The sequence below is a fragment of the Cysteiniphilum sp. JM-1 genome, from assembly GCF_008711525.1.
Taxonomy (GTDB): Bacteria; Pseudomonadota; Gammaproteobacteria; order Francisellales; family Francisellaceae; genus Caedibacter.
This window is the reverse complement of the sequence record NZ_VXKS01000001.1, coordinates 63,097-86,455: the sequence shown is the minus strand read 5'-3', so window position 1 is coordinate 86,455 and position 23,359 is coordinate 63,097. Positions and strand designations below refer to the sequence as shown.

Annotated in this window: 23 protein-coding genes, 2 tRNA genes, 1 rRNA gene and 2 pseudogenes; 22 read left to right on the top strand and 6 right to left on the bottom strand. The window is 39.9% G+C overall.

The features are described 5' to 3' along the window. Nucleotides 1-14 precede the first annotated feature (14 nt). The 10 genes from F3D68_RS00345 (at nt 15) to rrf (ending at nt 7,067) form a co-directional block, all read left to right on the top strand. Nucleotides 15-260 carry a DUF1778 domain-containing protein gene (locus F3D68_RS00345; protein WP_119327914.1) on the top strand — a complete coding sequence of 82 codons (246 nt, stop codon included), beginning with the start codon at nt 15-17 and terminating at the stop codon, nt 258-260. Nucleotides 261-373: 113 nt separating this feature from the next. Further along, nucleotides 374-763, top strand: coding sequence for a GNAT family N-acetyltransferase (locus F3D68_RS00340; RefSeq protein ID WP_191092636.1), 390 nt, complete (start codon nt 374-376; stop codon nt 761-763). Nucleotides 764-822: 59 nt separating this feature from the next. Continuing rightward, the gene (gene argS, locus F3D68_RS00335) at nt 823-2,595 is read left to right on the top strand and encodes an arginine--tRNA ligase (protein ID WP_151192566.1); all 1,773 of its coding nucleotides are present in this window, start codon (nt 823-825) and stop codon (nt 2,593-2,595) included. Nucleotides 2,596-2,653: 58 nt separating this feature from the next. Next, nucleotides 2,654-3,748 carry an iron-sulfur cluster carrier protein ApbC gene (gene apbC, locus F3D68_RS00330; RefSeq protein WP_151192565.1) on the top strand — a complete coding sequence of 365 codons (1,095 nt, stop codon included), beginning with the start codon at nt 2,654-2,656 and terminating at the stop codon, nt 3,746-3,748. 10 nt (nt 3,749-3,758) lie between these two features. Further along, the gene (gene dcd / locus F3D68_RS00325) at nt 3,759-4,325 is read left to right on the top strand and encodes a dCTP deaminase (RefSeq protein ID WP_117002762.1); all 567 of its coding nucleotides are present in this window, start codon (nt 3,759-3,761) and stop codon (nt 4,323-4,325) included. A gap of 176 nt (nt 4,326-4,501) precedes the next feature. Further along, nucleotides 4,502-4,636: a 50S ribosomal protein L34 gene (rpmH, locus tag F3D68_RS00320; protein WP_100550565.1), complete on the top strand. Its 135-nt coding sequence runs from the start codon at nt 4,502-4,504 to the stop codon at nt 4,634-4,636. After that, nucleotides 4,626-4,967 (top strand): ribonuclease P protein component, encoded by a 342-nt coding sequence (gene rnpA / locus F3D68_RS00315; protein WP_151192564.1) that lies wholly within the window; start codon nt 4,626-4,628, stop codon nt 4,965-4,967. Before rpmH ends, rnpA begins: the two co-directional genes overlap by 11 nt. Then, nucleotides 4,928-5,203, top strand: a complete 276-nt coding sequence (gene yidD / locus F3D68_RS00310) for a membrane protein insertion efficiency factor YidD (protein WP_411954520.1) — start codon at nt 4,928-4,930, stop codon at nt 5,201-5,203. Before rnpA ends, yidD begins: the two co-directional genes overlap by 40 nt. Nucleotides 5,204-5,217: 14 nt before the next feature. Then, nucleotides 5,218-6,903, top strand: coding sequence for a membrane protein insertase YidC (gene yidC, locus F3D68_RS00305; RefSeq protein ID WP_151192563.1), 1,686 nt, complete (start codon nt 5,218-5,220; stop codon nt 6,901-6,903). A gap of 49 nt (nt 6,904-6,952) precedes the next feature. Beyond that, nucleotides 6,953-7,067: ribosomal RNA gene (rrf, locus tag F3D68_RS00300) — 5S ribosomal RNA — on the top strand. A gap of 347 nt (nt 7,068-7,414) precedes the next feature. Here rrf and F3D68_RS00295 read toward each other — a convergent pair. Continuing rightward, nucleotides 7,415-8,815 (bottom strand): peptide MFS transporter, encoded by a 1,401-nt coding sequence (locus F3D68_RS00295; RefSeq protein WP_191092635.1) that lies wholly within the window; start codon nt 8,813-8,815, stop codon nt 7,415-7,417. A gap of 340 nt (nt 8,816-9,155) precedes the next feature. On the opposite strand from F3D68_RS00295, the gene F3D68_RS00290 reads away from it, so the two are divergent. The 9 genes and pseudogenes from F3D68_RS00290 (at nt 9,156) to murB (ending at nt 18,141) form a co-directional block, all read left to right on the top strand. Beyond that, nucleotides 9,156-9,232, top strand: a tRNA-Met gene (locus tag F3D68_RS00290). A gap of 106 nt (nt 9,233-9,338) precedes the next feature. Beyond that, the gene (gene rimP, locus F3D68_RS00285) at nt 9,339-9,803 is read left to right on the top strand and encodes a ribosome maturation factor RimP (RefSeq protein WP_151192561.1); all 465 of its coding nucleotides are present in this window, start codon (nt 9,339-9,341) and stop codon (nt 9,801-9,803) included. A 30-nt stretch (nt 9,804-9,833) separates the two neighbouring features. Then, nucleotides 9,834-11,315: a transcription termination factor NusA gene (nusA, locus tag F3D68_RS00280; RefSeq protein WP_151192560.1), complete on the top strand. Its 1,482-nt coding sequence runs from the start codon at nt 9,834-9,836 to the stop codon at nt 11,313-11,315. Between the two features lie 10 nt (nt 11,316-11,325). Next, a pseudogene (locus F3D68_RS11500) lies at nt 11,326-11,586 on the top strand (translation initiation factor IF-2 N-terminal domain-containing protein); the annotation flags it as partial. A 195-nt stretch (nt 11,587-11,781) separates the two neighbouring features. Continuing rightward, nucleotides 11,782-14,049: pseudogene (gene infB, locus F3D68_RS00275) on the top strand (translation initiation factor IF-2); the annotation flags it as partial. A 2-nt stretch (nt 14,050-14,051) separates the two neighbouring features. Continuing rightward, a complete protein-coding gene (rbfA, locus tag F3D68_RS00270) occupies nt 14,052-14,489 on the top strand; it encodes a 30S ribosome-binding factor RbfA (RefSeq protein WP_151192558.1) in 438 nt (145 codons plus the stop codon). Nucleotides 14,490-14,571: 82 nt separating this feature from the next. Then, complete coding sequence (gene der / locus F3D68_RS00265) at nt 14,572-16,011, top strand: ribosome biogenesis GTPase Der (RefSeq protein WP_151192557.1); 1,440 nt, start codon at nt 14,572-14,574, stop codon at nt 16,009-16,011. A 7-nt stretch (nt 16,012-16,018) separates the two neighbouring features. Then, nucleotides 16,019-17,302: a UDP-N-acetylglucosamine 1-carboxyvinyltransferase gene (locus F3D68_RS00260; protein WP_151192556.1), complete on the top strand. Its 1,284-nt coding sequence runs from the start codon at nt 16,019-16,021 to the stop codon at nt 17,300-17,302. A 2-nt stretch (nt 17,303-17,304) separates the two neighbouring features. Continuing rightward, the gene (gene murB, locus F3D68_RS00255) at nt 17,305-18,141 is read left to right on the top strand and encodes a UDP-N-acetylmuramate dehydrogenase (RefSeq protein ID WP_151192555.1); all 837 of its coding nucleotides are present in this window, start codon (nt 17,305-17,307) and stop codon (nt 18,139-18,141) included. A gap of 220 nt (nt 18,142-18,361) precedes the next feature. Here murB and F3D68_RS00250 read toward each other — a convergent pair. The 4 genes from F3D68_RS00250 to F3D68_RS00235 form a co-directional block, all read right to left on the bottom strand. Then, nucleotides 18,362-18,436: transfer RNA gene (locus tag F3D68_RS00250), tRNA-Gln, on the bottom strand. Between the two features lie 35 nt (nt 18,437-18,471). Further along, entirely contained in the window at nt 18,472-19,311 is an 840-nt protein-coding gene (ispE, locus tag F3D68_RS00245; protein WP_411954550.1) for a 4-(cytidine 5'-diphospho)-2-C-methyl-D-erythritol kinase, read from the bottom strand. After that, entirely contained in the window at nt 19,290-19,934 is a 645-nt protein-coding gene (lolB, locus tag F3D68_RS00240) for a lipoprotein insertase outer membrane protein LolB (protein WP_151192553.1), read from the bottom strand. Before lolB ends, ispE begins: the two co-directional genes overlap by 22 nt. Nucleotides 19,935-19,939: 5 nt before the next feature. Beyond that, the gene (locus F3D68_RS00235; RefSeq protein WP_151192552.1) at nt 19,940-20,479 is read right to left on the bottom strand and encodes a gamma carbonic anhydrase family protein; all 540 of its coding nucleotides are present in this window, start codon (nt 20,477-20,479) and stop codon (nt 19,940-19,942) included. A gap of 415 nt (nt 20,480-20,894) precedes the next feature. Between F3D68_RS00235 and F3D68_RS00230 the strand changes: the two genes are divergently transcribed. From F3D68_RS00230 to F3D68_RS00220, 3 genes are all read left to right on the top strand, one after another. Further along, on the top strand, nt 20,895-21,161 hold the full coding sequence (locus tag F3D68_RS00230; RefSeq protein ID WP_191092634.1) for a DUF1778 domain-containing protein: 267 nt from the start codon (nt 20,895-20,897) through the stop codon (nt 21,159-21,161). An 11-nt stretch (nt 21,162-21,172) separates the two neighbouring features. Beyond that, a complete protein-coding gene (locus tag F3D68_RS00225) occupies nt 21,173-21,676 on the top strand; it encodes a GNAT family N-acetyltransferase (RefSeq protein ID WP_151192550.1) in 504 nt (167 codons plus the stop codon). Between the two features lie 148 nt (nt 21,677-21,824). Then, the gene (locus F3D68_RS00220) at nt 21,825-22,499 is read left to right on the top strand and encodes a pyrimidine 5'-nucleotidase (RefSeq protein ID WP_151192549.1); all 675 of its coding nucleotides are present in this window, start codon (nt 21,825-21,827) and stop codon (nt 22,497-22,499) included. 10 nt (nt 22,500-22,509) lie between these two features. Here the strand turns inward: F3D68_RS00220 and F3D68_RS00215 are convergent, their stop codons facing one another. Further along, nucleotides 22,510-23,205 (bottom strand): winged helix-turn-helix domain-containing protein, encoded by a 696-nt coding sequence (locus F3D68_RS00215; protein ID WP_151192548.1) that lies wholly within the window; start codon nt 23,203-23,205, stop codon nt 22,510-22,512. Nucleotides 23,206-23,359: the final 154 nt, after the last annotated feature.

Genomic DNA, 23,359 nt, shown 5'->3' with positions numbered 1-23,359 from the left:
TTGAGGTATAAGCTATGGCGCATGCAAGAATTGAATTAAATACTAAGGATGATATCAAACAAACGATAGAGAAGGCTGCCGCACTTTCTGGTATGGCAGTATCGGCATTCATTATTAGTAATTGTTTGCCTAGAGCGCGAAAAATCGTTGAAAATGAAAAGAGAATCAGCTTGGATAGTAAGGCGGCACAAGCGTTCTTGTCATTATTGGATAACCCACCTAAACCAAATCAGAAATTAAAAGATTTGCTCAAATCATGATGGGGCTTAAGGTTAGTCCTCTGAGTAAAATATTTAATCGTAGTCTTTTTAATTGTGGCGTTCATGAGCTTGATATATTTATACAAAAATTCGCACTGCAAAATCAAAAGAAGATGTACAGCAAAACATATGTTGCACATGCTGTGGATAGTGATGAGATCATGGGTTACTATACAATCACTGCGGCAGAAATTATTCAAAAAGCACTGCCCAAGCATATCAATCACCCAAGGTATCCTGTTAGTGCCGCAAGAATATGCCGCTTAGCGGTGAATAATCAGCATAAGGGCGCGGGTATTGGTGCTTATTTGCTAAAAGACGCTCTGCTTAAAATTGTGGCAGCAGCGCAAATTATGGGCGTCTTTGCTGTTATCGTCGATGCCAAGAGTGATGAGGCAAAGGCGTTTTATAAAAATTATGGTTTTATTGAATTAACAGGACAGTCGTTGCAGTTGATATTGCCTGTGGCAACAATTGAAAAAGCAGTACAAGAAAATCTGTAAAATAACTGGCTGTGGGTATATAATCGAGCTTTCAAAATTATCATAATGAGTTTTAGATAATGACAGCTACGGCGAATCACACTGCTATTTTAGAAAATTACTTAACTGATTTATTTGTACAAGCCTTTGATGTTTTAGGTTTTGATAGTCGTTTTGCCAAAGTGCAATTATCAGCGCGTCCTGAGCTTGGGCAGTTTCAATGTAATGGTGCGATGCCTCTGGCTAAAATTCTTAAGAAAGCACCGATTCAAATTGCTAATGATATTGTGACACAAGTGCAAAGTGATAAGGTTTTCAGTGATGTAAATGCAGTGATGCCAGGATTTATTAATATCACCTTAAGTGATGATTTCTTGGCGGGCTGGTCAAACCGTATGCTTAAAGATTCACGTTTAGGTTGCCCTAAAACGACCAATCCATTAAAAGTGATGATGGATTTTGGTGGTCCTAATGTCGCGAAGCCATTGCATGTTGGACATATTCGCTCACCGTTAATTGGTGATTGCTTACAGCGCGTTTATCGCTTTTATGGTGACGAGGTGTTAAGTGATGTCCATTTAGGGGATTGGGGTACACAAATGGGGATGTTGATCGAAGAAATTCGCAAAATGCATCCTAATTTGCCGTATTTTGATGAACATTACACTGGAGAATATCCTAAAGAATCGCCGGTGACGGTCGATGCATTATCTGAGATTTATCCACGGGCTTCAGGGCGTTGCAAAGAAGATGCTAATGAGATGGAAAAAGCACGTTTGGCAACGGCTGAGCTGCAAAAAGGGCGTCGCGGTTATCGCGCGCTGTGGCAGCATTTTGTGGATGTATCGATTGCTGAGCTTAAAAAAGATTATGGCGATCTTGGAATCTATTTTGATCTATGGAAAGGTGAGAGTGATGTTCAACCAATCATTGATCAAATGGTTGCGGATTGTTTAAAGCAAAAAGTTGCTGAAAATAGTCAAGGTGCAATTATTATTCCTGTGGCTGAAAATGAAGATGACAAAACGCCACCATTGATTTTGGTGAAGTCTGATGGTGCGGTAATGTACGGCACAACCGATTTGGCAACGATTTTAGAGCGTGTCCAGGACTATCAGGCGCAAAAAATTATTTATGTGGTTGATAAGCGTCAAAGTCTGCACTTTAAACAAGTATTTGCAGCGGCTAAAAAATCAAGCATTGCGCCAGAGACTGAGCTTGTGCATATTGGCTTTGGTACGCTAAATGGTAAAGATGGCAAGCCATTTAAAACACGCTCAGGTGGAGTGATGCGTTTAAGTACCTTAATTGATGAGGCAAAATCACGTGCTAGTTTGCGTGAGCAAGAGGGCTTAACTGAAGCTGAAAAGGCAGATATTATTGAGAAAGTAGCATTGGCTACGGTTAAGTTTGCTGATTTGGCGAATGTTTATACATCAGATTATATTTTTGATCTAGACAAATTCTCGCAATATGAAGGCAAAACAGGTCCTTACTTATTGTATTCAGCCGTGCGCATTAAATCGATTTTGCGTAAGCTTGGTCGCAATTTGGAAAATGTCAGTACTGATGTTGGCAAGGCAAGCAATGATGCTGAGCGTAATCTGCAGTTGAAGTTAACTGAATTGCCGCAAGTTTTACAAAAAACCTATGATAAATGTGAGCCGCATCATTTGTGTGAATATGCTTATCAAGTTGCTGTGCAGTTTAATAAATTCTATGCTGAATCACCGATTGCCAATGAAGAGGATCATGCATTGAAAGAGGCAAGAATCGCTTTGTGTCAGTTGACTTTAAAACAGTTAGTTTTTGTTTTGGGACTACTTGGGATAGAAGTGCCTGAAAGAATGTAGACTATAAATCGTCTTAACGTTAGACTGTCTAGATCTTTGAAATCATCAATTACTTTTTATGTTAAAACAAAGCCTACAAGCTTATAGTCAAACCATTTTAGACCTGCCCGCTGAGAATTTTCTACGCAACTTGCAAATCATTGAGCAAGATGGCGTTGCTACTATTTCGCTGCGCCTTGGTTTTTTTCTTAATGCTAGTCAAATAGATCGTGTCATTGCGCAGTTAAGTGATTATTTATATGCTCAGAATGTCACGCAAGCTTTTGAGTTTAGTGTGCTATGTGATGTGACTACGCATAAAGTACAGCCTGGTTTAAAGCCGATTAAAGGTATCAAAAATATTATTGCAATTGCTTCAGGCAAAGGTGGCGTGGGTAAATCAACAACAACGGCAAATCTTGCGATCTCATTGCAAAAAATGGGTGCCAAGGTTGGTATTTTAGATGCGGATATTTATGGACCAAGTCAACCGCTCATTATGGGTAGCTTTGATAATCCTAAAACTAATGATAAAAAGAAAATTGAGCCACTATTGCGCCATGGCGTTAAGATGATCTCAGTCGGTAATTTAATCGACCAGGATTCAGCAATTATTTGGCGAGGACCTATGGTATCAGGTGCTTTAATGCAGCTGTTAAATGATACTAACTGGGGCGAGCTTGATTATTTGTTGATTGATTTGCCACCAGGCACAGGTGATATTCAATTAACGATGACAAAGAAGATTCCATTAACAGCGGCAGTCACAGTAACAACACCGCAAGATCTATCTTTAATTGACGCCAAGCGTGCGATTGCAATGTTTAATAAGCTTGATATTCATGTCGCAGGTATTGTTGAGAATATGAGTGTGCATATTTGCCAAAATTGTGGTACCGAGTCAGCAATCTTTGGTGCGCATGGCGCTGAGTCATTAGCGTCACAGTTTGATCTGCCATTTTTAGGTGCCTTGCCATTGGATATATCTATTAGAGAGGATGCCGATAAGGGGCAACCAACAGCGAACAAAGATAATAAAATTGCCAAAGTTTATGAGCGAATTGCGTTAAAGCTTGCGGCTAATATGGCGAGCTTGCCAAAAGCGATGATGATCAATATGCCGGGTGTTAAAGTTGAGTTTAGTGATAATAGTAAAAATAGTGAAAATAAGTAAGGAGTAAAAAGTGTCCATCAAATCAGATAAGTGGATTAAAAAAATGGCTATGGAGCAAGAGATGATTGCACCATTTGAAGCTGGACAAGTACGTCACAATGAGCAGGGTAAAATCGTATCATTTGGCACATCAAGCTATGGCTATGATGTTAGATGCGCTAATGAATTTAAGATCTTTACCAATATCAACTCAACGATTGTTGACCCAAAAGACTTTGACCATAACAATTTTATCGATTTTGTCGGTGATGTTTGTATTATCCCACCGAATTCCTTTGCGTTAGCACGCACGGTTGAATACTTTAAAATTCCGCGTGATACATTGGTTGTGTGTTTAGGTAAATCAACGTACGCGCGTTGCGGCATTATTGTCAATGTCACCCCTTTAGAGCCAGAATGGGAAGGGCATGTGACGCTTGAGTTTTCAAACACCACGCCATTGCCTGCTAAGATTTATGCCAACGAAGGGGTCGCGCAGATGCTATTTTATCAATCTGATGAAGTATGTGAGACATCTTATAAAGATCGTGGTGGTAAATACCAAGGTCAGACGGGTGTGACGCTACCGCGCACGTAAATAACCAAAGGATAGTTATCGACAGCGCCTATATTTTGCGCTAGAATGCGCGGTTGAAATTGCTAGGGCATTTTAATTGACCGAAATTTATTTTTGGCGTAGAATCTGCGCCTTGCATGAATGTGGCAGATTTGCAGTAAATTTTATAAATACAAATACAAACTGAGGATAATACGATGAAAAGAACGTTTCAACCAAGTAACTTAAAAAGAAAAAGAACTCACGGTTTCCGCGCACGCATGAAGACGCTAAGCGGTCAGAAAGTGATTCGCAACAGACGCGCTAAGGGCAGACATAAGCTTGCCGCTTAATAGCTTAGCCAAAGAATTTATCTTAGATGCCAAGGGTTTTTCACTTGGCTTTTCGCGTATCTGTCAAAAAGTTCATACCAAACACTTTTCTTATTTGATTGCTAAAGGTGAGGATCTACACTCAGGTGTCGGGGTTATCACAGGCAAAAAAAAAGTTAAAAGAGCTGTGCAGCGCAATTTGTGTCGCCGCTTAAATAAAGAGATGTTTCGCCAGCATAAGGCGTTGTTTGAAAAGACGATGTTGATCGTTGTTACAAATCACAATGCCGCACGCGCGACAAAGGAGGAATTGTGGCACTCTATCAACGAATTTCTCGCAAAATACGCTTAATTATTGCGTTTCCTTTTATTGTTCTCATTCGTTTCTACCAAATAGCGATTAGTCCATACCTTGGGTCTCGTTGTCGTTTCTATCCCACTTGTTCACAATATGCGCTAGAAGCAATTAAATTGCATGGTTTAGTGTTTGGGCTTTGGCTAATGACAAAAAGACTGCTAAAATGCCACCCAGCTTGCAAAGGCGGTTACGATCCAGTGCCAACGAAAGAAAAGGTTAAAAAAGGGTAAAAAGGTTAAGTATAATGAAGTCAAACTACGTGAGAATATTCTTGATCGCGCTTATTGTCGTGATTTTTATGTCGTTGATGGCGCGCTGGGAGGAGATGTATGCGCCTAAGCAGCCAGCGAAAGTTGATACGCCAGCACAAACAACAGCAGTGCAAAAAGATAACAAAGATGTTGATGCAAATAATGCAGCTGATCAAAGTGTAATGACGGATGTCACTAAGCAAAACTTTAATAAGACAGACCTGAAACCTATTACATTAAATACAGCGGTGTTTAGTGATTTGCAAATTAGCCCATTAAATGGTGCGATTATTAATGCTGCATTGAAAGATTATAACGTGAGTTTAACGGATAAAAACCCAATGCCGATGTTAAATAATACAGCAGGTAGCAAATACATTGCGCAAAGTGTTATTTACATTAATGGTCAGCCACAAAGTATTGTTTTTGGTCAAGAACATACAGCTAAAAAAGATGATCAAACGATAGTGACTTTGAAGGCAACTGTTCAAGGCTTAGATGTTACACGTCAGTATATTATTAACGATACCACCTATGAAATCACGCTTAAGCAAAGTGTTAAAAACACCACCAAAGCGCCATTAAGCGTTAGTTTTGACAATGAAATTACGCGTCAAGTGAAGCCTGAGAGTCATAGCTTTAGTATTTTAGATGCGCACTCTTATTCTTTCCAAGGTGTTGGTTTGTCCTCATCGCAACGCACTTTCCAAAAAGAATCATTTGCAGATTTGGCTAAATCCAATGAAAAAGTCGATGTTTCAACCAATAAAGGTTGGGCAGCAATGATTCAGCATTATTTTGTCAGTCTTTGGGTGCCAAATAATCCAGGTACAAGCTTTAGCGTTTATGCCAATAAACTTGCCGATAACACTTATCAATCAGGGGTTAAGACGCAACCTGTTGTATTAAATGCTGATCAAAGCGTTGAGAATACCAATATCCTTTATACAGGCCCTACAATTACCAAGAATCTTGAAGCGATTGTTAAAGACTTCGGTGCTAATAAGCCAGATGGTTTAGATAAGTTGGTTGATTATGGCATGTTGTCATTTATCTCGGTAATTATCTTTTGGTTGATGACGATTATTCATGGCGTTGTCGCCAACTGGGGATTATCAATTATATTGGTCACGGTTTTAATTAAATTGTTGTTTTACCCATTGTCTGCCAAAAGCTATAAGTCAATGGCAAAAATGCGTATGTTGCAACCGCGCATGAAGAAGCTGCAAGAGCTTTACAAGGGTGATCGCCAGAAGCTTGGACGCAAGATGATGGAGATGTACAAAGAAGAGAAAGTGAACCCTGCAAGTGGCTGTTTACCGATCTTGATTCAGATTCCTGTCTTTATCGCGCTTTACTGGGTGTTATTGGAAAGTGTGCAGCTGCGTCAAGCGCCATTTATCTTCTGGATTCATGACTTAGCATCTAAAGATCCGTATTTTATCCTGCCGATTTTGATGGGTATCTCGATGTTTGTGCAGCAGAAAATTAGCCCAACTTCAGCCGATCCAACACAAGCAAAAATCATGATGTTAATGCCGGTGATTTTTACGGTGTTCTTTGCATCATTCCCATCAGGCTTGGTATTGTACTGGTTGACAAACAACGTGATCAGTATTGTGCAACAGTGGTATATCACTAAGAAATATACAGCGATTTACAAAGCAAAACGCGCTTAATCAAAAAAACTTCTAGACATTTATCTCAAAATATATAAAATGCCCTTCGTCTGACGATAATAGCAAGTTGGCACCACCTGATTCCATTCCGAACTCAGAAGTGAAACAGCTTAGCGCTGATGATAGTGTGGCATTCGCCATGTGAAAGTAAGACATCGTCAGACATCTCAAAAATTCCCAATTTTTTATACAGCGCATTATTCCATTAGTATTTTCGTACAGATTGAGCCATCTGATTGATGTTTATTATTGTAAGCGGTGCGAATTGTATCGATTAATGTTTGCAGCTATTGATTGTTTTCTCATAAATAAATGGCGTTACGCACTTTAGAAAAGCTGTGGTTTTATAAACACCCCGTCAGCCTACGGCTGCCACCCCTCTTGCAAAGAGGGGAGTTAGGCAAAGCTTGATGATTCCCCTCTTTGCAAGAGGGGTGCCGAGCTTGCGAGGTGGGGTGTTGAAATAGCAAAAGTACGTAACTACAGTAAATAAAAAACAAAGATGAAGATACTATATCTTATAAATACGTTTTAGTAATGGTGATAAGATCAATACGATAATGCCAACAGCTAAAGCAACAAGTGCTAAATGGTAGAATACGTTGAAATAAGCAGCAGCTTGTTCGGTACCATTACCGCCAACATCGGTAAATGTTGCAATATAGCTGGCAAAGTAGTTACTAAAAGATGATTTAATGCCCCATACGCCAAATAATACCGCAACGACATCAACTGGTGAGACTTTGCTGATTGCAGCCAGTCCTGTTGGGCTGCAAGCCAACTCGCCCATAGTAATTAGCAGATAGCTACCAACAATCCATAGCAATGAAATAGGTGAGCCTTGCATTGCTTCATAAGCGCCAAGTGTTAAGACGCCCATTGCTGCACTTGTAAGTAAGATCCCGCTACCCATCTTGGCAAATACGGTTGGATTCCACTTTGACCAAAGTGCAGCAAAGAAAGGGGCAAGCACAATAATGAAAAATGGATTTAAAGACATCGTGCTTGCCGATGAAATTTCAAAACCAAATAAGTTAAGATCAACTAGGCGTTCGGTAAAAAGTAAGACACTCGTGGCTTTTTGCTCAAAAAGGGCAAAGAAGATCATAATGATAAACGACATTTTGACAACTGCTAAAATCGCCAGAATATATTCTTTACCACCTTTGATTGCTTTGTACAGTAAATATAAGCCAACGAAGCCTGCTACGATATACAGTAGCTTTGAAGTATCTGTTGGGTGAGCAATAAAATAAGTAAATACAATTACGGACAACAATGCGCCAACGATTGCTAAAATACGTGTTAATTTAGAAGCGCTAAATTGATCTTTGGGTAGCACACCTTTCTTTTGACCTAATAGAAAAACCACTAACCCTAGCGCCATCCCAACAGCGGCGGCGCCAAAGCCAACATGCCAACCAAAGTATTTTGCGAGCATTGGTACTAAGAGCACAGCAAAGAATGAGCCGAAGTTTACTGCCATATAAAACAAAGTGTAGCCTGCGTCGCGACGTTTATCACCTTTGTCATATAATCTGCCGATGCTTGCTGCCATTGATGATTTGAAAAAGCCTGTTCCAGCTACAACAAAGGCAAGACCAACGAAGAAACTTGCCTCAACCGTTAATAATAAGTGACCGATCACGATCAGTACACAGCCATATTTAACACTTGTTGTATGTCCAAGGTAAGCATCTGAGATATAGCCGCCAATCACAGGTGCCATATAAACAAAGGCGACATATGCCCCATAAGTTAAATAAGCGTCGGTATCACTCATGCCCCAGTATTCGCTTGTTAGATATAAAATCAGTAATGCGCGCATCCCGTAATAGCTAAAGCGCTCCCATACCTCAACGCCAAATAAGTACCATAAACCTTGTGGTTGATTTGCTGTTAGTGCTTTCAACTGTATCTCTCCTCTTTTAAATTCATTTCAGAGTGTAAGTAAATTTTACTGTAAAAGCATATTTTTTATTTTGTATAGCTATCCCATTTATGCTTTAGGTATTTAGTTTCTATATATGCTTGAGTGATTTTGCATGATGGTGTTGCAGTTAATAGCTAACTCTATTAGCAAAACAGCATCATGTAAAAGTGCCAAGTAGATGACGAAAATTGTACAGAAAGTATAGATGGGCTAGCTATATGCATTTGAATCTAATCAAAATGTTTTCCAAGTGATTAAGAAAATTTTAAACTTAAGTCTTGCAATTTAAAAAAGATTTGCTAATATGTCCCACAGTTGACGCGGGGTGGAGCAGCCTGGTAGCTCGTCGGGCTCATAACCCGAAGGTCGTTGGTTCGAATCCAGCCCCCGCTACCAACCTAAAAAGAATTTGAGAAATTGCGGGCCCTTATGGGCCTTTTTGTTTTGTAGATAAAAAGGACTCATAGTAGTCCTTTTTTTATATCCCAAGGAGTGTGTTGGAATGTTGGTTGATCAGTTAAAAGCGCTTATTGCGCCAGAAGTAGAGAGCCTTGGATTTATTTTATGGGGGATTGAAATGGATGCGTATTCTGCAGATACCGGCAGCATGACCTTGCGTATTTTTATCGATCATGAAGAAGGCATTTCAATTGATGACTGTCAAGAAGTCAGTCGTGCAGTTGGTGCAATTTTAGATGTTGAAGACCCAATCAGTGGCGCTTATTCGTTGGAAGTATCTTCTCCAGGGGTGAATCGTCGCGTGTTTAATGCGGTACAGGCAAAAGCCTTGGAGGGTTTTGAAGTTAAAGTGCAATTGCATCAAGCAACAGAGAATAATCGCCGCCGTTTCAAAGGGGTGATTATTTCAGTAGACAATGATGATGTGCTTGTTAAAACAGAAGAAGACGAAGAAATTCGCTTTGATTTTCACAATGTTGACAAAATGCGCGTTGTGCCAAAGTTTTAATCTTTAATAATGTGGATATAGGTGAAAGTTATGAGTAAAGAGTTACTACTGGTTATTGAAACCGTTGCTAATGAGAAGGAAGTCTCAAGAGATTTACTTTTTTCAGCCATGGAAGAAGCCTTGGCGATGGCAACTAAAAAGCGTTTTGAAGAAGATGCCGAAATTGTCGTTAAAATTGATCGCAAAACCGGTGATTATGAAACATATCGTCAATGGCAAATCGTTGATGAAGACCATGAGATTGAGAATTATGCAGCCGAGCTATACGTTGATGTCGCCCAAGAGAAAGGGCATAACGTCGTCGTTGGTGATGTGCTGATGGAGCCGGTTGAGTCAGTTGAGTTTGGACGCATTGCCGCGATGACTGCTAAGCAAATCATCATGCAGAAAGTGCGTGATGAAGAGCGTCGTTTAATGGTGGCAAAGTTTCGCGATAAAGTTGGCAAGATTGTTTATGGTGAAGTTAAGCGCACTACACGTGATTTTTTAATTATTGATTTAGGTGAAGACGCTGAGGGTGTGTTGCCTAGAAAAGAGCTATTACCTAAAGAGAATTATCGTTTAAATGATAAATTACGCGCTTGTATCTTACGCATCGATGATGATGGCAAGGGTCCGCAAATTATTTTGTCACGTGCTAACAAGAAAATGTTGCATGCTTTATTGATTCTTGAAGTGCCTGAAGTTGCTGAAGAGTTGATGGATATCGTTAGTATTGCGCGTGATCCAGGCTCGCGTGCTAAGGTGGCGGTGAAATCAAATGACAAGCGTATTGATCCTGTTGGCGCATGCGTTGGGATGCGTGGCTCACGTATTCAAGCGATCACTAATGAATTACAAGGTGAGCGTGTCGATATCGTATTGTGGGATGATAATCCAGCGCAATTTGTGATGAATTCATTGGCACCAGCTGAGGTGACGTCTATCGTGCAAGATGAAGATAAGCAAGCGATGCAGGTGGCTGTTAAAGAAGATCAGTTATCACAAGCGATTGGTAAAAGCGGGCAGAATGTGCGCTTGGCGACTGCTTTAACGGGTTGGCATATCAATGTTATCTCAAGCACTGTTGCTGAAAAAGCGCAGCAGGAAGAAGAAGAAAAAACCATGCAACTCTTTATGGAAGCATTGGATATCGATCAAGATATTGCAGAAGTTTTGATTGAGGAAGGCTTTACCAGTCTTGAAGAAGTCGCTTATGTGGCACGTGAAGAAATGCTTGAGATTGAAGGCTTTGATAATGAAATCTGTGAAGAGCTACAAGAGCGTGCCAAGACAGCACTTATTTCACAGGCATTAGCTGCCAATAAACCTGCTGATGACCTTTTAAATATGGAAGGAATGACCGCTGAGTGGGCAGATGCGCTAGCGCAAAAAGATGTGATTACAATGGAAGATTTAGCTGAATTGGCGGTTGATGATTTACGCGAAATTATTTCGATCTCTGAAGATGAGGCAGCAGCTTTGATTATGACTGCGCGCGCGCCTTGGTTTGAAGAGGATAACGAGAAGTAGGAGAAATGTGATGGCAGAGATGACAGTGGCGCAACTAGCCAAACTAATTAAAATTAATGAAAGTGTATTACTTGAGAAGTTTGAACAATCAGGTGTACATAAAAAAAGTATCAATGATTTAGTAACTGATGCCGAAAAAAACCAGCTTCTTAGTTTTATCCAAGGTGGTTCGACAGAGAAAAAATCATCAGTAACTTTGCAAAGAAAGACGACTAAGCAGTTGAAAGTCGCCGGAAATCGCAAGGTAAATATTGAAGTGCGTAAAAAGAAAACGCTTGTTGCGCCAGTACTTGATATTGCTGATGAGCAACTTGAAGATGAAGTATTTATTGGTAAACAGCATGAATCAGCGATTGAATTAGAGGCAACACAAGACGCTATTACAGCAAATGATGATGTGACAGAAGAAGTAGTGGTGTCTGAACAACCTCAAGCAGATCAAGCAGCAGAAGCAGTGACTGTTGATAATGTGTCTTCAGAAACAAAAGAAGTGAAAGAAGCGAAAGAATCGAAAGCGCAGGCGGGTAAATCTATTCCTAAGCCTAAAAAGCTAGAAAAACCAACAAAGATTGAGAAGCCAACGGTGGTTGATGAAGTTGTAGATGAAGCAACAAATAGTGGTTTTATGATTACTGAAAAACCGGCTGAAAAGCCAAAAAATAATGGTTTTAAAATCACTTCAAGACCTGTGGTTGTTGAAGATAAAGAAGTCGCTGATAACAACTCAGTTAATGAGGCAAAAGCTACGCATAAAAAAGTGCTTGATAAGACAAAGCGTAGAGCGGATGAAGATGAAGATAATGATTCACGCAAAGGTGCGAAAAAATCAAAATCAGCAGCAGCGAAGAAAGGTTCACGTGGCATGTATGATGATGAGGATGATTATGGTTCAGGGTTCTCACGTAAGTCATCTAAGCCAAAGAAATTGCAACTAAACAAAGTCAAAACGCAGCAATTTACTAAGCCAGTTGAAAAAGTGATGAAACAAGTAGTGCTTTTTGAAGGTATCACAGTTAATGAACTGGCACAAAAGATGGCAGTAAAAGCAGCTGAGCTTATCAAAGTGCTATTTAAAATGGGTGTAATGGCGACGATTAACCAACCATTGGATCAAGAAACTGCGATTTTGATCGTTGAAGAGTTGGGGCATGAATATACATTGCATCGTGATGACACATTAGAGGAAACGGTTGTCGTAGACTCATCAAATCAAGAAGCAATATCACGCGCACCTGTGGTGACGATTATGGGACACGTTGACCATGGTAAAACCTCCCTTTTAGATTATATTCGTAAAACACGTGTTGCGGTGGGTGAAGCCGGTGGGATTACACAGCATATTGGTGCTTATTCAGTAACAACACAAAAAGGTCAAATTACATTCTTGGATACTCCAGGGCATGAAGCATTTACTGCCATGCGTGCTCGTGGAGCGGGAAGTACGGATATTGTTATTCTTGTGGTAGCGGCCGATGATGGTGTGATGCCACAGACAAAAGAAGCGATTCAACACGCGCGCGCTGCTGGTGTACCGATTGTCGTTGCAGTGAATAAGATGGATAAGCCAGATGCTGATCCAGATCGCGTTAAAACGGAGCTTTCACAGCTTGATGTTATCTCTGAGGAATGGGGCGGAGATGTGATGTTTGCTCACGTTTCAGCGAAATCAGGACTTGGAATTGATACGCTGCTAGATGCCGTGTTATTGCAAGCTGAAGTATTAGAGCTTAAAGCGGTTGATAAAGGTTTAGCAAAAGGTGTCGTTATTGAATCACGTTTAGATAAAGGACGTGGTGCCGTTGCTTCTGTGTTGGTGCAAAGTGGCGAGTTAAATCAGGGTGATATCGTATTATGCGGTACGGAATACGGACGTATACGCATGATGATGAATGATCTTGGGCAAAAAATTGACACAGCAGGTCCGTCAACACCGGTTGAAATCTTAGGTCTTTCGGGTGTGCCAAATGCCGGTGATGAGATGGTTGCGGTTAAAGATGAAAAAACAGCGCGTGAAGTTGCTGAATATAGATCGCAAAAGAAAAAAGATGAGCGTTTAAAGCAACAGCAAGCCAGTAAATTATCAAGCCTATTTGATCGCATGGGTGAGTCGACGGGTGAGCGTCAAACTTTGAATGTCATTGTTAAAGCAGATGTTCAAGGCTCAGTTGAAGCAATTCGTGAATCATTAGTTAAGCTTAGCAATGATGAGATCAAGGTTGAGGTTATTGCATCAGGCATTGGTGGAATTACCATCTCTGATGTGTCACTTGCAGTGGCATCACAAGCGGTGCTTTTTGGCTTTAACGTGCGTGCGGATGCAACAGCGAGAAAACAAGCTGAGACTGATGGTATTGAGCTACGTTATTACAGCATCATTTATGATTTAATCGATGATGTGAAACAAGCGATGTCGGGGATGTTGTCGCCTGAGTTAAGAGAGCAAATCATCGGTGTTGCCGAAGTGCGTGATGTCTTTAGATCATCAAAATTTGGTTCAATTGCTGGTTGTATGGTTATTGATGGTGTGATTAAACGTCATAACCCGATTCGTGTATTGCGTGATCAGGTGGTGATTTATGAAGGATCTTTAGAGTCGTTAAAACGCTTCAAAGATGATGCCGTTGAAGTCAAGAAAGGCATAGAGTGCGGTATTGGCGTTAAGAACTATAATGATGTTAAAGTTGGTGACCAGATCGAAGTCTTTGAAACGGTTGAAATCAAAAGAGAGATATAATTATGGCAAGTAACTCGCGTGTTGAGCGTGTTGGCGATGAGATTCAAAAGATCATCGTTGCATTGCTAGCAACCAAAGTGCGTGACCCGCGCTTGCAATGGGTCTCCATTACTGGCGTTGAGGTCTCTAAAGATTTATCTTATGCTAAGGTGTTTTTCTCATCATTAAGCACGGAAACGCATCCATCGCAGGTAGTGAAAGCTTTGGATTCAGCCAAGGGCTTTTTCCGTACAGCGCTTGCCAAAGAGCTGCGTTTGCGTGTCGCACCTGCTTTGCGCTTTTTCTATGATGAATCATTAGCCTATGGTAATAAAATGAACTCGTTAATCGAGAAAGCTCGTCAGGAGGACGAGAAATTTATTCAGCAGGAAGAAAATCAAAATGAAAATAATGATCACAAGGATGGTGATCATGATGAGCCGCGCGAAAGGTTGCGTTGATCGCGTATCAGCATTTGTTCTTTAGACCTAAATAAGCTATAGTGCCAAGCAGAAATATCAAGACTACTTAAGTTCTAGAATTATGGTTCCTGTCATTGCTATCGTCGGTCGTCCGAATGTCGGTAAATCGACACTTTTTAATGCTTTAACACGCACGCGTGATGCGTTGGTTTACGATATGCCAGGGGTGACACGTGATCGCCAGTATGGCCAAGCGGAGTTTGAGGAGCAGCCTTTTATCGTCATTGATACCGGAGGTTTATCTGATAATGATGCTGGTGTCGATGGCTCAATGGCTGATCAATCAATCCTTGCCATCGAGGAGGCCGATCTTGTTTATTTCGTTGTTGATGCACAAGCTGGGTTAACAGCGGGAGATCTGTATATTGCTGAGCTTCTGCGTACACGTGGTAAGCCTTCGGTATTAGTGATTAATAAAACCGATGGCATGCAGGAAGAGGTTGCCGCAGCTGACTTTTATTCACTGGGTTTTGAAGCATTATTTCCCATTGCTGCAAGTCACCGCCGTGGTGTTGGTAATCTATTATCAAATACGTTATTGCCTTTGTGTGATAAAGAGCTGAATGACTCTGAGCATGCTGAAGGAGAAGCCAACAAGCGTGGAATTCGCTTTGCTTTGATAGGTCGTCCAAATGTTGGTAAATCAACACTAACTAATCGCATGTTGGGTGAAGATCGAGTGGTTGTTTATGATATGCCGGGGACTACGATTGATAGTGTTTATATTCCTTTTTCACGTAATGATGAAGATTACACCATTATTGACACTGCTGGTATTCGTCGTAAGGGCAAGGTCAGGGAGACTCTCGAGAAATTCTCGGTGGTTAAAACGCTTCAAGCGATCAAAGATGCCAATGTGGTGATTGTGTTAATCGATGCTAAAGAAGGATTAACCGATCAGGACATGCATTTGATGGGTTTTGCGTTAAACGCGGGACGAGCGATGGTTATTGCGGTCAATAAATGGGATGGCATGAGCGCGTCAGACAGAGAAAACCTCAAAGAGGAGATTAATCGGCGCTTAGTATTTTTAAAAGACTATGTTGATATTCATTTTATCTCAGCGTTACATGGTACTAATGTTGGGCATTTGTTTGCATCATTAAAAAATGCCTATAGAAGTGCCACCAAAAGAATACCAACACCAGAGCTGACACAAGTCTTAAAAATGGCGACACAAGATCATGTACCGCCGATGTCCGGTAAATCAAGGATCAAACTAAAGTATGCACATATGGGTGGGCACAATCCACCAGTGATCGTGATTCATGGTAATCAAGTAAACAGCCTGCCTGGATCGTATAAACGTTATCTAGAGAAGTTTTTCCGTGAGGCTTTTAATCTTGTGGGTACGCCGATTAGTTTTGAGTTTAAACAGTCTGAAAACCCTTATGAACCAACGAAGCAGAAAAAATTAACACCATTGCAACGTTATAGGGATAAGCAGACGCAGAAGGAGAAAATGCAGAAAAAACGTGCGTTAAAACACTCTAAAGATTAGTCATTTTATGCAGTTAAAAGTCAGTAAACGTCACCATCTTCAGGATGTTAATATTAAATTATCAGGCGCTAAGAATGCTTTGTTGCACTTGCTGTTTGCTAGTTTATTGACTGAAGAAGCAACGACGTTTAATAATGTGCCATCCAGTTTGCGTGATTATCATGCTGTGTGTGATATCTTGCAGGCAATTGGTGGTAAAGTTGATAGCCAAGATGGTATGGTGACTATTTCTGCACCGCAAAAAGTCAACAAAATAGAGCTTTCCAGTAATTACACGCGACGCACACGGACTTCACTGATGCTGCTTGGTGCTTTAGCTAAAAAGGTCAGTGTGTTAAAAATAGGCTATCCTGGCGGATGCTCTTTTAGCGAGCAAAGACCCTTTGATATTCACTTATTAGGTTTTGAAGCCTTGGGAGCTAAGGTCACACATGATGAATATCATATTGTGATTGAACATCAAGCGGATAAATCGGTTGAGCATACATTGCGTTATCCATCGGTGGGCGCAAGTATCAACTTGATGCTATACGCAGCAACAGGAACTGCTCAAGTGAAGCTTAATAACATTGCTTTAGAGCCGGAGGTGATTGAAGTTGCAAGTTTTCTCAATTATGCCGGTGCTAAGATCAAAATTGATCACAGTGCACGCATGATGCAGATTGATGGTGTCGAGAAGCTCTCTGGTGTGACTTTCCGTGTAATGTACGATCGTATCCAAACGATGACTTATGCGGCTTTAGCTTATTTGCATGGTTTAAATGTCTGCGTTGAAGGGGTTGATACCAAAGAATATATTGCAAAACCTCTGGATGTTTTAAAACAAATGGGGGCGAAATGGCAGTTTGATGCTGAGCATAGCCGTATTTGTTTTTATGGTAAGAAAAGCGTATTAATGCCGATGAACATTATAGCAATGCCTTATCCGGAATTCCCAACGGATTTACAGCCAATTTTTGCGGTGATGTGTGCTAAAGCTGATGGTGTATCTGAAATTGCTGATACCGTTTATCCTGAGCGCACCAAGTATGTTGATGAGCTTAAAAAGCTGAACTTTCCAATAGATTACCAAGACAATAAGATCAAAGTGCTCGGCAGTATTGTTGGGCCTTTGCATGCCACAAGTATGAAAAGCTATGATTTAAGAGCTGGGATGGCAGTCGTGATGGGCGCATCGTTATCCGATCAGGTGTGTACGATTACTTCAGCTGAGCAGATTTTTCGTGGCTATGAAAATCTACTTGAGAACCTCACCCACTTTATGCATATCAGCATTGATAAAGAAGAATGATTATGTTTTCGTTAAAGTCTTATAATACTTACCATATCGAGAGCTTTGCCAAGCATGTGTATTTTCCGCAATCGATAGATGAAATCATTGAAATATACAAGCGCCACACAAAGGTGATTATCTTGGGCAATGGCAGTAATATCATTTTGACTAAGAGCATGTATGACGATGTTGCATTTATTGTGATTAAGGAGCAGTTTAAAAAGATCACTCACGTGAGCGACGGTGTTTATGCTGAAGCTGGGGTGTTACTGAAAGAATTGTCACTATATGCCTATGATCATAGCTTAAGTGGTGTTGAGACATTTTTTGATGTGCCGGCAAGTATTGGTGGGGCGATGATTATGAATACTGGTGCTTATGGTGATGAAATTTATGATCATGTGCGCTATGTTGATGTTTTGGATAGTGAGAGCTTTAGACAACAGCGGATTGATAAAGCGAATATCGATTACGGCTATCGCTATTCGATGTTTAAAACAAGATCCGTGATTATTCTTGGGGCATGTTTTGATTTATCGCTAAAACCGCAGATAGAAATTAAAGATAAAATGGATAATATCCTGTCACAGCGTCAAGCAAAATTACCTTGTGAGCCAAGTGCGGGAAGCGTGTTTAAGCGTCCTAACTATCATATTACTGTCGGCGAGATGGTTGAGAAAATTGGGCTAAAAGGTTTCCAAATTGGTGGCGCGCAGATATCACCAAAGCACGGTGGTGTGATTATCAACACCGGTAATGCCACAGGACAACAGATACTTCAATTGGTCGAGCATATTAAACAGGAAGTATTAATGCATTATCAAGTGCAGCTGGAGTTAGAGCAGATCTTGGTTTAACGTGCTGTGCAGCAGATCATCGATAGAGATTATAAGCAGAAATTTTTAAGTCTCAATTTGCCTATCTATGAAATCGGTATTTCCTTTGATCAAGACATGCGTAGCATTAACGGGTTTGAGCTTAATAGATCAAAGGCATGATAATAATGCTTCAATAAAGCAAAATGGATAATTCTTGAAGTTTTTTATTGGATTTTTTAAAAAAAACGATGATGCTTTATGGCTGGGCTGCCAGGATTCGAACCTGGGTATGACGGGATCAAAACCCGTTGCCTTACCGCTTGGCGACAGCCCAATATTGATCGTGAAAACCGCTTAGCTAAGGGGTTGTCATCGTTCGACAGGTGCAAAGTTTAATGTTTTCACTATCCAACTGTCAACATCTTTTTCTAACTTTTTCTGATTTTGTAAAAGCTGATTGTAATCCGTGCTAAGGAGGTAAAAGCACGCACCTGATCCAGTTAATCTTAGCGCTTGTGCATTGGGTAGTTTTTGTAAATTTTGCCATACCTTTGGGTAAAGCTTTTGAATGACTTCAAGAAAGACATTGTCATGCACTAGTGGGTTAGTGATTTCTCGATGATTTAATAGCGCTCTGTTCTTCTTTAATAAGGGATGGCTAAATAATTCCTGAGTGCTGGCATGAAAGTCTGGCTTAATAATCAGTGCATATTGTTCGATATAAGCTTTAGGCGTTAGTATCTCACCAATTCCCTCTGCCCAAGATGCTTGTTGTAGTAAAAATATCGGCACATCGGCACCAAGATTTCGACCAATCTTATGTAACTGCTTATTAGAAAGATGACACTGCCATAATGTGTTAAGGGCAATTAGCGTGGTTGCTGCATTGCTACTGCCGCCACCTAGACCCGCCCCCATTGGAATATTTTTATCAATATGAATATCAATGCCAGTATGCGCTTTAGCAAAAGGCTTTAAAGCGAGTGCTGCTTTGTAGATTAGGTTATCTTCTTTTTGGCTAATGTTAATGTTACTAGACAGGCTGATTTGATGATCTTCTGTAAATGAAAAATGTAGAAAATCTTTAAGATCAACAAACTGAAACCAAGTTTGCAGATTATGATAGCCATCATCGCGTTTGCTTGTGATATGCAGAAAAAGGTTGATCTTGGCATAAGAGGGATAAGTTACGGGTTTAAAAGCCATGATTTAATCACTAGGGTAATTTTTAAATCGTCACCATAACGAAATATAATTTTTTCAGCAAGTGGATATTGCGTGTCATACAGCATATAGTCTTTATATTGGATTTGCCAACCTTGCTGTTTAAGATTTTGCACTAAACCAAAGTTGTTAAGCGTTTTGTTATAAGGCACTTGTGGTATATATAAGCCACGCGCCCAATAATATAAGCCTTTAATCGGTAGACTCCAGCCAAGTTGTGATTGCATAAGCTCTTCAAGGCTTTGTGATTTAATCACTTCACCATCACTACGCTTAAGTTTTACTTGATGATTGTCACCTGCGAAAGTCGTAGCACCTATACCTAATGGTCCATAAATCTGAATCCAGAAATCTTGTTTGTTCTGTTTCCAGATGAAATTAGCAGATTCGCCTTTGTGATTGATGATAATGCCAATCACCCCAGATGCTTGCCATTGGGTTAGTTTTTGTAGGTTTTTTTGATAACTCTGCCACTGTGTTTGTGGTGAGGTCGTTGGCATAAGCGGTGTTTTAGGTGTGCTTATTGTGGTGCAACCTGTTATTAATAAAAGAAAGAAGGTAATCAAAGAATATAAAGCGATGGTAGGGGTAATATGTTTTTTAAACATGGGCTTTAGACCCCAAGCTCTTTTTTATGTATTTGCATGACTTCAGCATAGTTTTGGGCATTGGCTTTAATATAAGCTTTTTCACTGTCTTTTAATGGGCGAGATTGAGAAACCGGTGAGCCAATATATAAAAATCCAGATTCAAGGCTTTTGCCTGGTGGCACCAGTGAGCCCGCGCCAATAATGACATCATCTTCGATAATCGCACCATCTAAAATAATAGCGCCCATGCCAATTAAAACGCGATTGCCGATATGGCAGCCATGGATAACCGCACTATGACCAATGGTGACCTCGTCACCTATGCGTGTATCGTAACCCGTGCCGGGGTTGTCAAGAAATTGTGTGGTATGCAAAATCGAGTTGTCTTGGATATTGGTTTTATAGCCAATAGTGATATTGAGAAGGTCACCGCGAATGCTGACGTGAGGCCACACAGAGCTCATCTTGCCAATAGAAACATCTCCGGTGACGGTTGCCATTGGGTCAATAAATGCATCTGTAGCAATACTTGGTGTTTTGCCATTGAATGAACGAACGGGCATGGTAATAGTCTTTTGTTTTTGCATGATAAAAGGCAATATATACCCAACACAAACCATTTTCCAGAGTTTCTTGCTTTGCAACTAGACACCAAATGGCTTGTAGCAGAAGTTAAAAACTAAGGTAGGATAAAAAAGGTTAAAAGAATACTAAATATTCACCGACAAGTGCTCACCGTACCCTGAGCGTAAGTCGAAGCGGTGCACTGAGCATCAGTCAAAGTGGGCAGCTTGGAAAATCATCCTTCATAGAGGCTTCGACTTACGCTCAGCCAACGCTTACACAATCAAGGTGGGCAGCAATATGGTTATAGTCAGGACTGTTATGAAAGTAAGTGTTATTGGTGTTGGTCACAATATTGACTAATTAGGTTTTGGAAACTAAAATATCCGTATAATTTACGGATGAGGCGATATTGTGAGTAAATCAGCACGAATAGAGTTTAAAGTGACAGATGATAGCAAGGCTATTTTTGAGAGAGCAGCTCAATTAATGGGTGTGTCGTTAACTGAATTTGGTGTGCGAGCCATGATGAGCTTTGCTAAGAAGGTTACGACCGAGCAAAACTTGATTAAGCTAAGTTTGTCACAACAAGAAAATTTTTTTGCGGCATTAGAAAATCCACCCAAAGCGAATGATGCATTGAAAAAAGCATATCAAACATATAAGAAAACTATGTCTTAGCAGGGTGATTAATGGCAGTAAAGATTGAGTTGTTAACAAAACAAAAAATGTCTGGCATTACATTTGATTGTGGTTATGTGGAATTAAACAACTACATACTTAAGCAAGCTAAACAAGATATGAAAAGACACGTTTGTGCAACGTATATCTTGCAAGATAATTCTTCTTTAATAGGATTCTATACGCTTTCATCAACCATTATTCATGTGGATCAGTTATCCAGTATAAATGATGAAATGGCGAAGAAGCTGCCAAAATATCCATACTTGCCGGCAACACTATTAGGTCGATTAGCAGTTCAAAATGAAGCAAAAGGCAAAGGGTATGGTGAGCTGCTTTTGATTGATGCTCTAACTCGTGCTTATGACAATAGCGCTGTTATAGGATCCATGGCAGTAATAGTTGATGCAAAAGATCAAACGGCAGAGTGTTTTTATAAACGCTATGGGTTTTTAGCATTGAGGGATAATCAACTTTTTATCACAATGGATACGATTAAAGGAATGCTTGGATAGTTTGTTCGTGTCAGAGTGTATTGAATGTAAATGATTTTTCTAGTTTACTTTGATTATCAATTATCGATAAGTTCTTAAGCAAAGAAACACTGTCAAATGCTTGGCAACTGGTATAAGCTGACACCATAGGAAATAGCTACAACATCTTATGCATTTAGATTTTAAACATTTTGTTTTTGACTTAGACAACACGCTTTATTCAGCAAGCTCGGCATTTTTTGATTTGCAATTACGCAACATGTCGGACTTTATTGTTGAGAAATTAAAAGTAACCCGCAAAGAAGCCGACTTTTTGCGTGAAGAATATTATCACAGCTTTGGCACGACAATGCATGGTTTAATGCATCACCATGCAATCGATCCCTATGAATTTTTGGCAGTGATTGATAATGTGCCATTGGAGCGTTTGCATTTGGATGATGAACTTTTAGGCATGTTGAATGATTTGAAATCAAAAGGTAAACACTTATCTATTTTCACGAATGGTTCGCTTTATCATGCGGATCGGGTGATGTCGAAATTATCCCTTAATCAATTGATTGAAGATGTTGTCACATTAGAGTGCACGGGACTCGTGCCTAAGCCAGACCCTAAAGCGTATCAATTTTGCTTTGAGCGTTTGAATATAGACCCTAAAAAAGCAGTATTTTTTGAGGATTCATCGCATAACTTAATCCCAGCTAAGCAGATGGGGATGGCAACAGTGCTTGTTAATGCTGATGACATGGCGCATGCGCGTTTTATTGCACACCCTGAGATTGATTATTTTGTGCAAGATGTACCGTCTTTCCTGAAAGGAGAGTTTTTAGAAAAACGTGTTTAGGGGTAGTTTACTACTCCTTTGTTAGCTTTGTATGGCTTTGTAACATATAGCCAACGCCATATATGCTTTTGATTAACTTACCTTTGTTATTTCTTTTGAAAATATTTCTAAGTTTATGTATTGTAATATCAACTATTCGATCGCTTTCAAAAGATCTGAATTGATTAATTCTTTCAAATATTTGACCTCTGGGGACTACTTGAAAGGGATTTTCAAGTAGTATTTCTAAGGTTTTGTGCTCTGTATAACTAATTTCTAATATTTCTGTCGATCCAACCTGCATCAATGTCATTGGGACATTTTTTAAAATAAAATCATCGAATCTATAAGAATATTTTTCCTTTTGGCTGTAAAGATCAATAGTGACAAAATTTGTTTGCTTAGCATATAGATTAAAGGATACTCCAACCAAAATATCTAATGGCACAGGGGCATCTAAAGAGCATAAAAGTCCACGATGATAATACTTATATAAATTTTGCTTTTGATAATTAGGTGGAAGCAATAAAATAACTTTTGAGAGACTATTCATTAACTCTAAACTACTTTTGCTTGAAGCGTTTAAAGTATGGTCGATTATGCAGACGTCAGCTTCGTCTATATATTCATCGTTGAAATTAATTGTTACCGATGGTTTCTTTCTCAAAAACAGAGTCTTTAACTGCTCTTTTAAAAGCAAATTTCTGGATTCTATAAAAATGCGCATAATATCGTCTCAACCAATTTTTAATATCGCTAAGTAGAGTCTATTCATACGCTTGTTAAAAATACGTAATAAAAGTTTAAACGTTTTGATAAAGTTGTTACATCCAACCAACTTCGTTATACGGTAATCTCATTCACCCGCAGTGCTCTGTCTT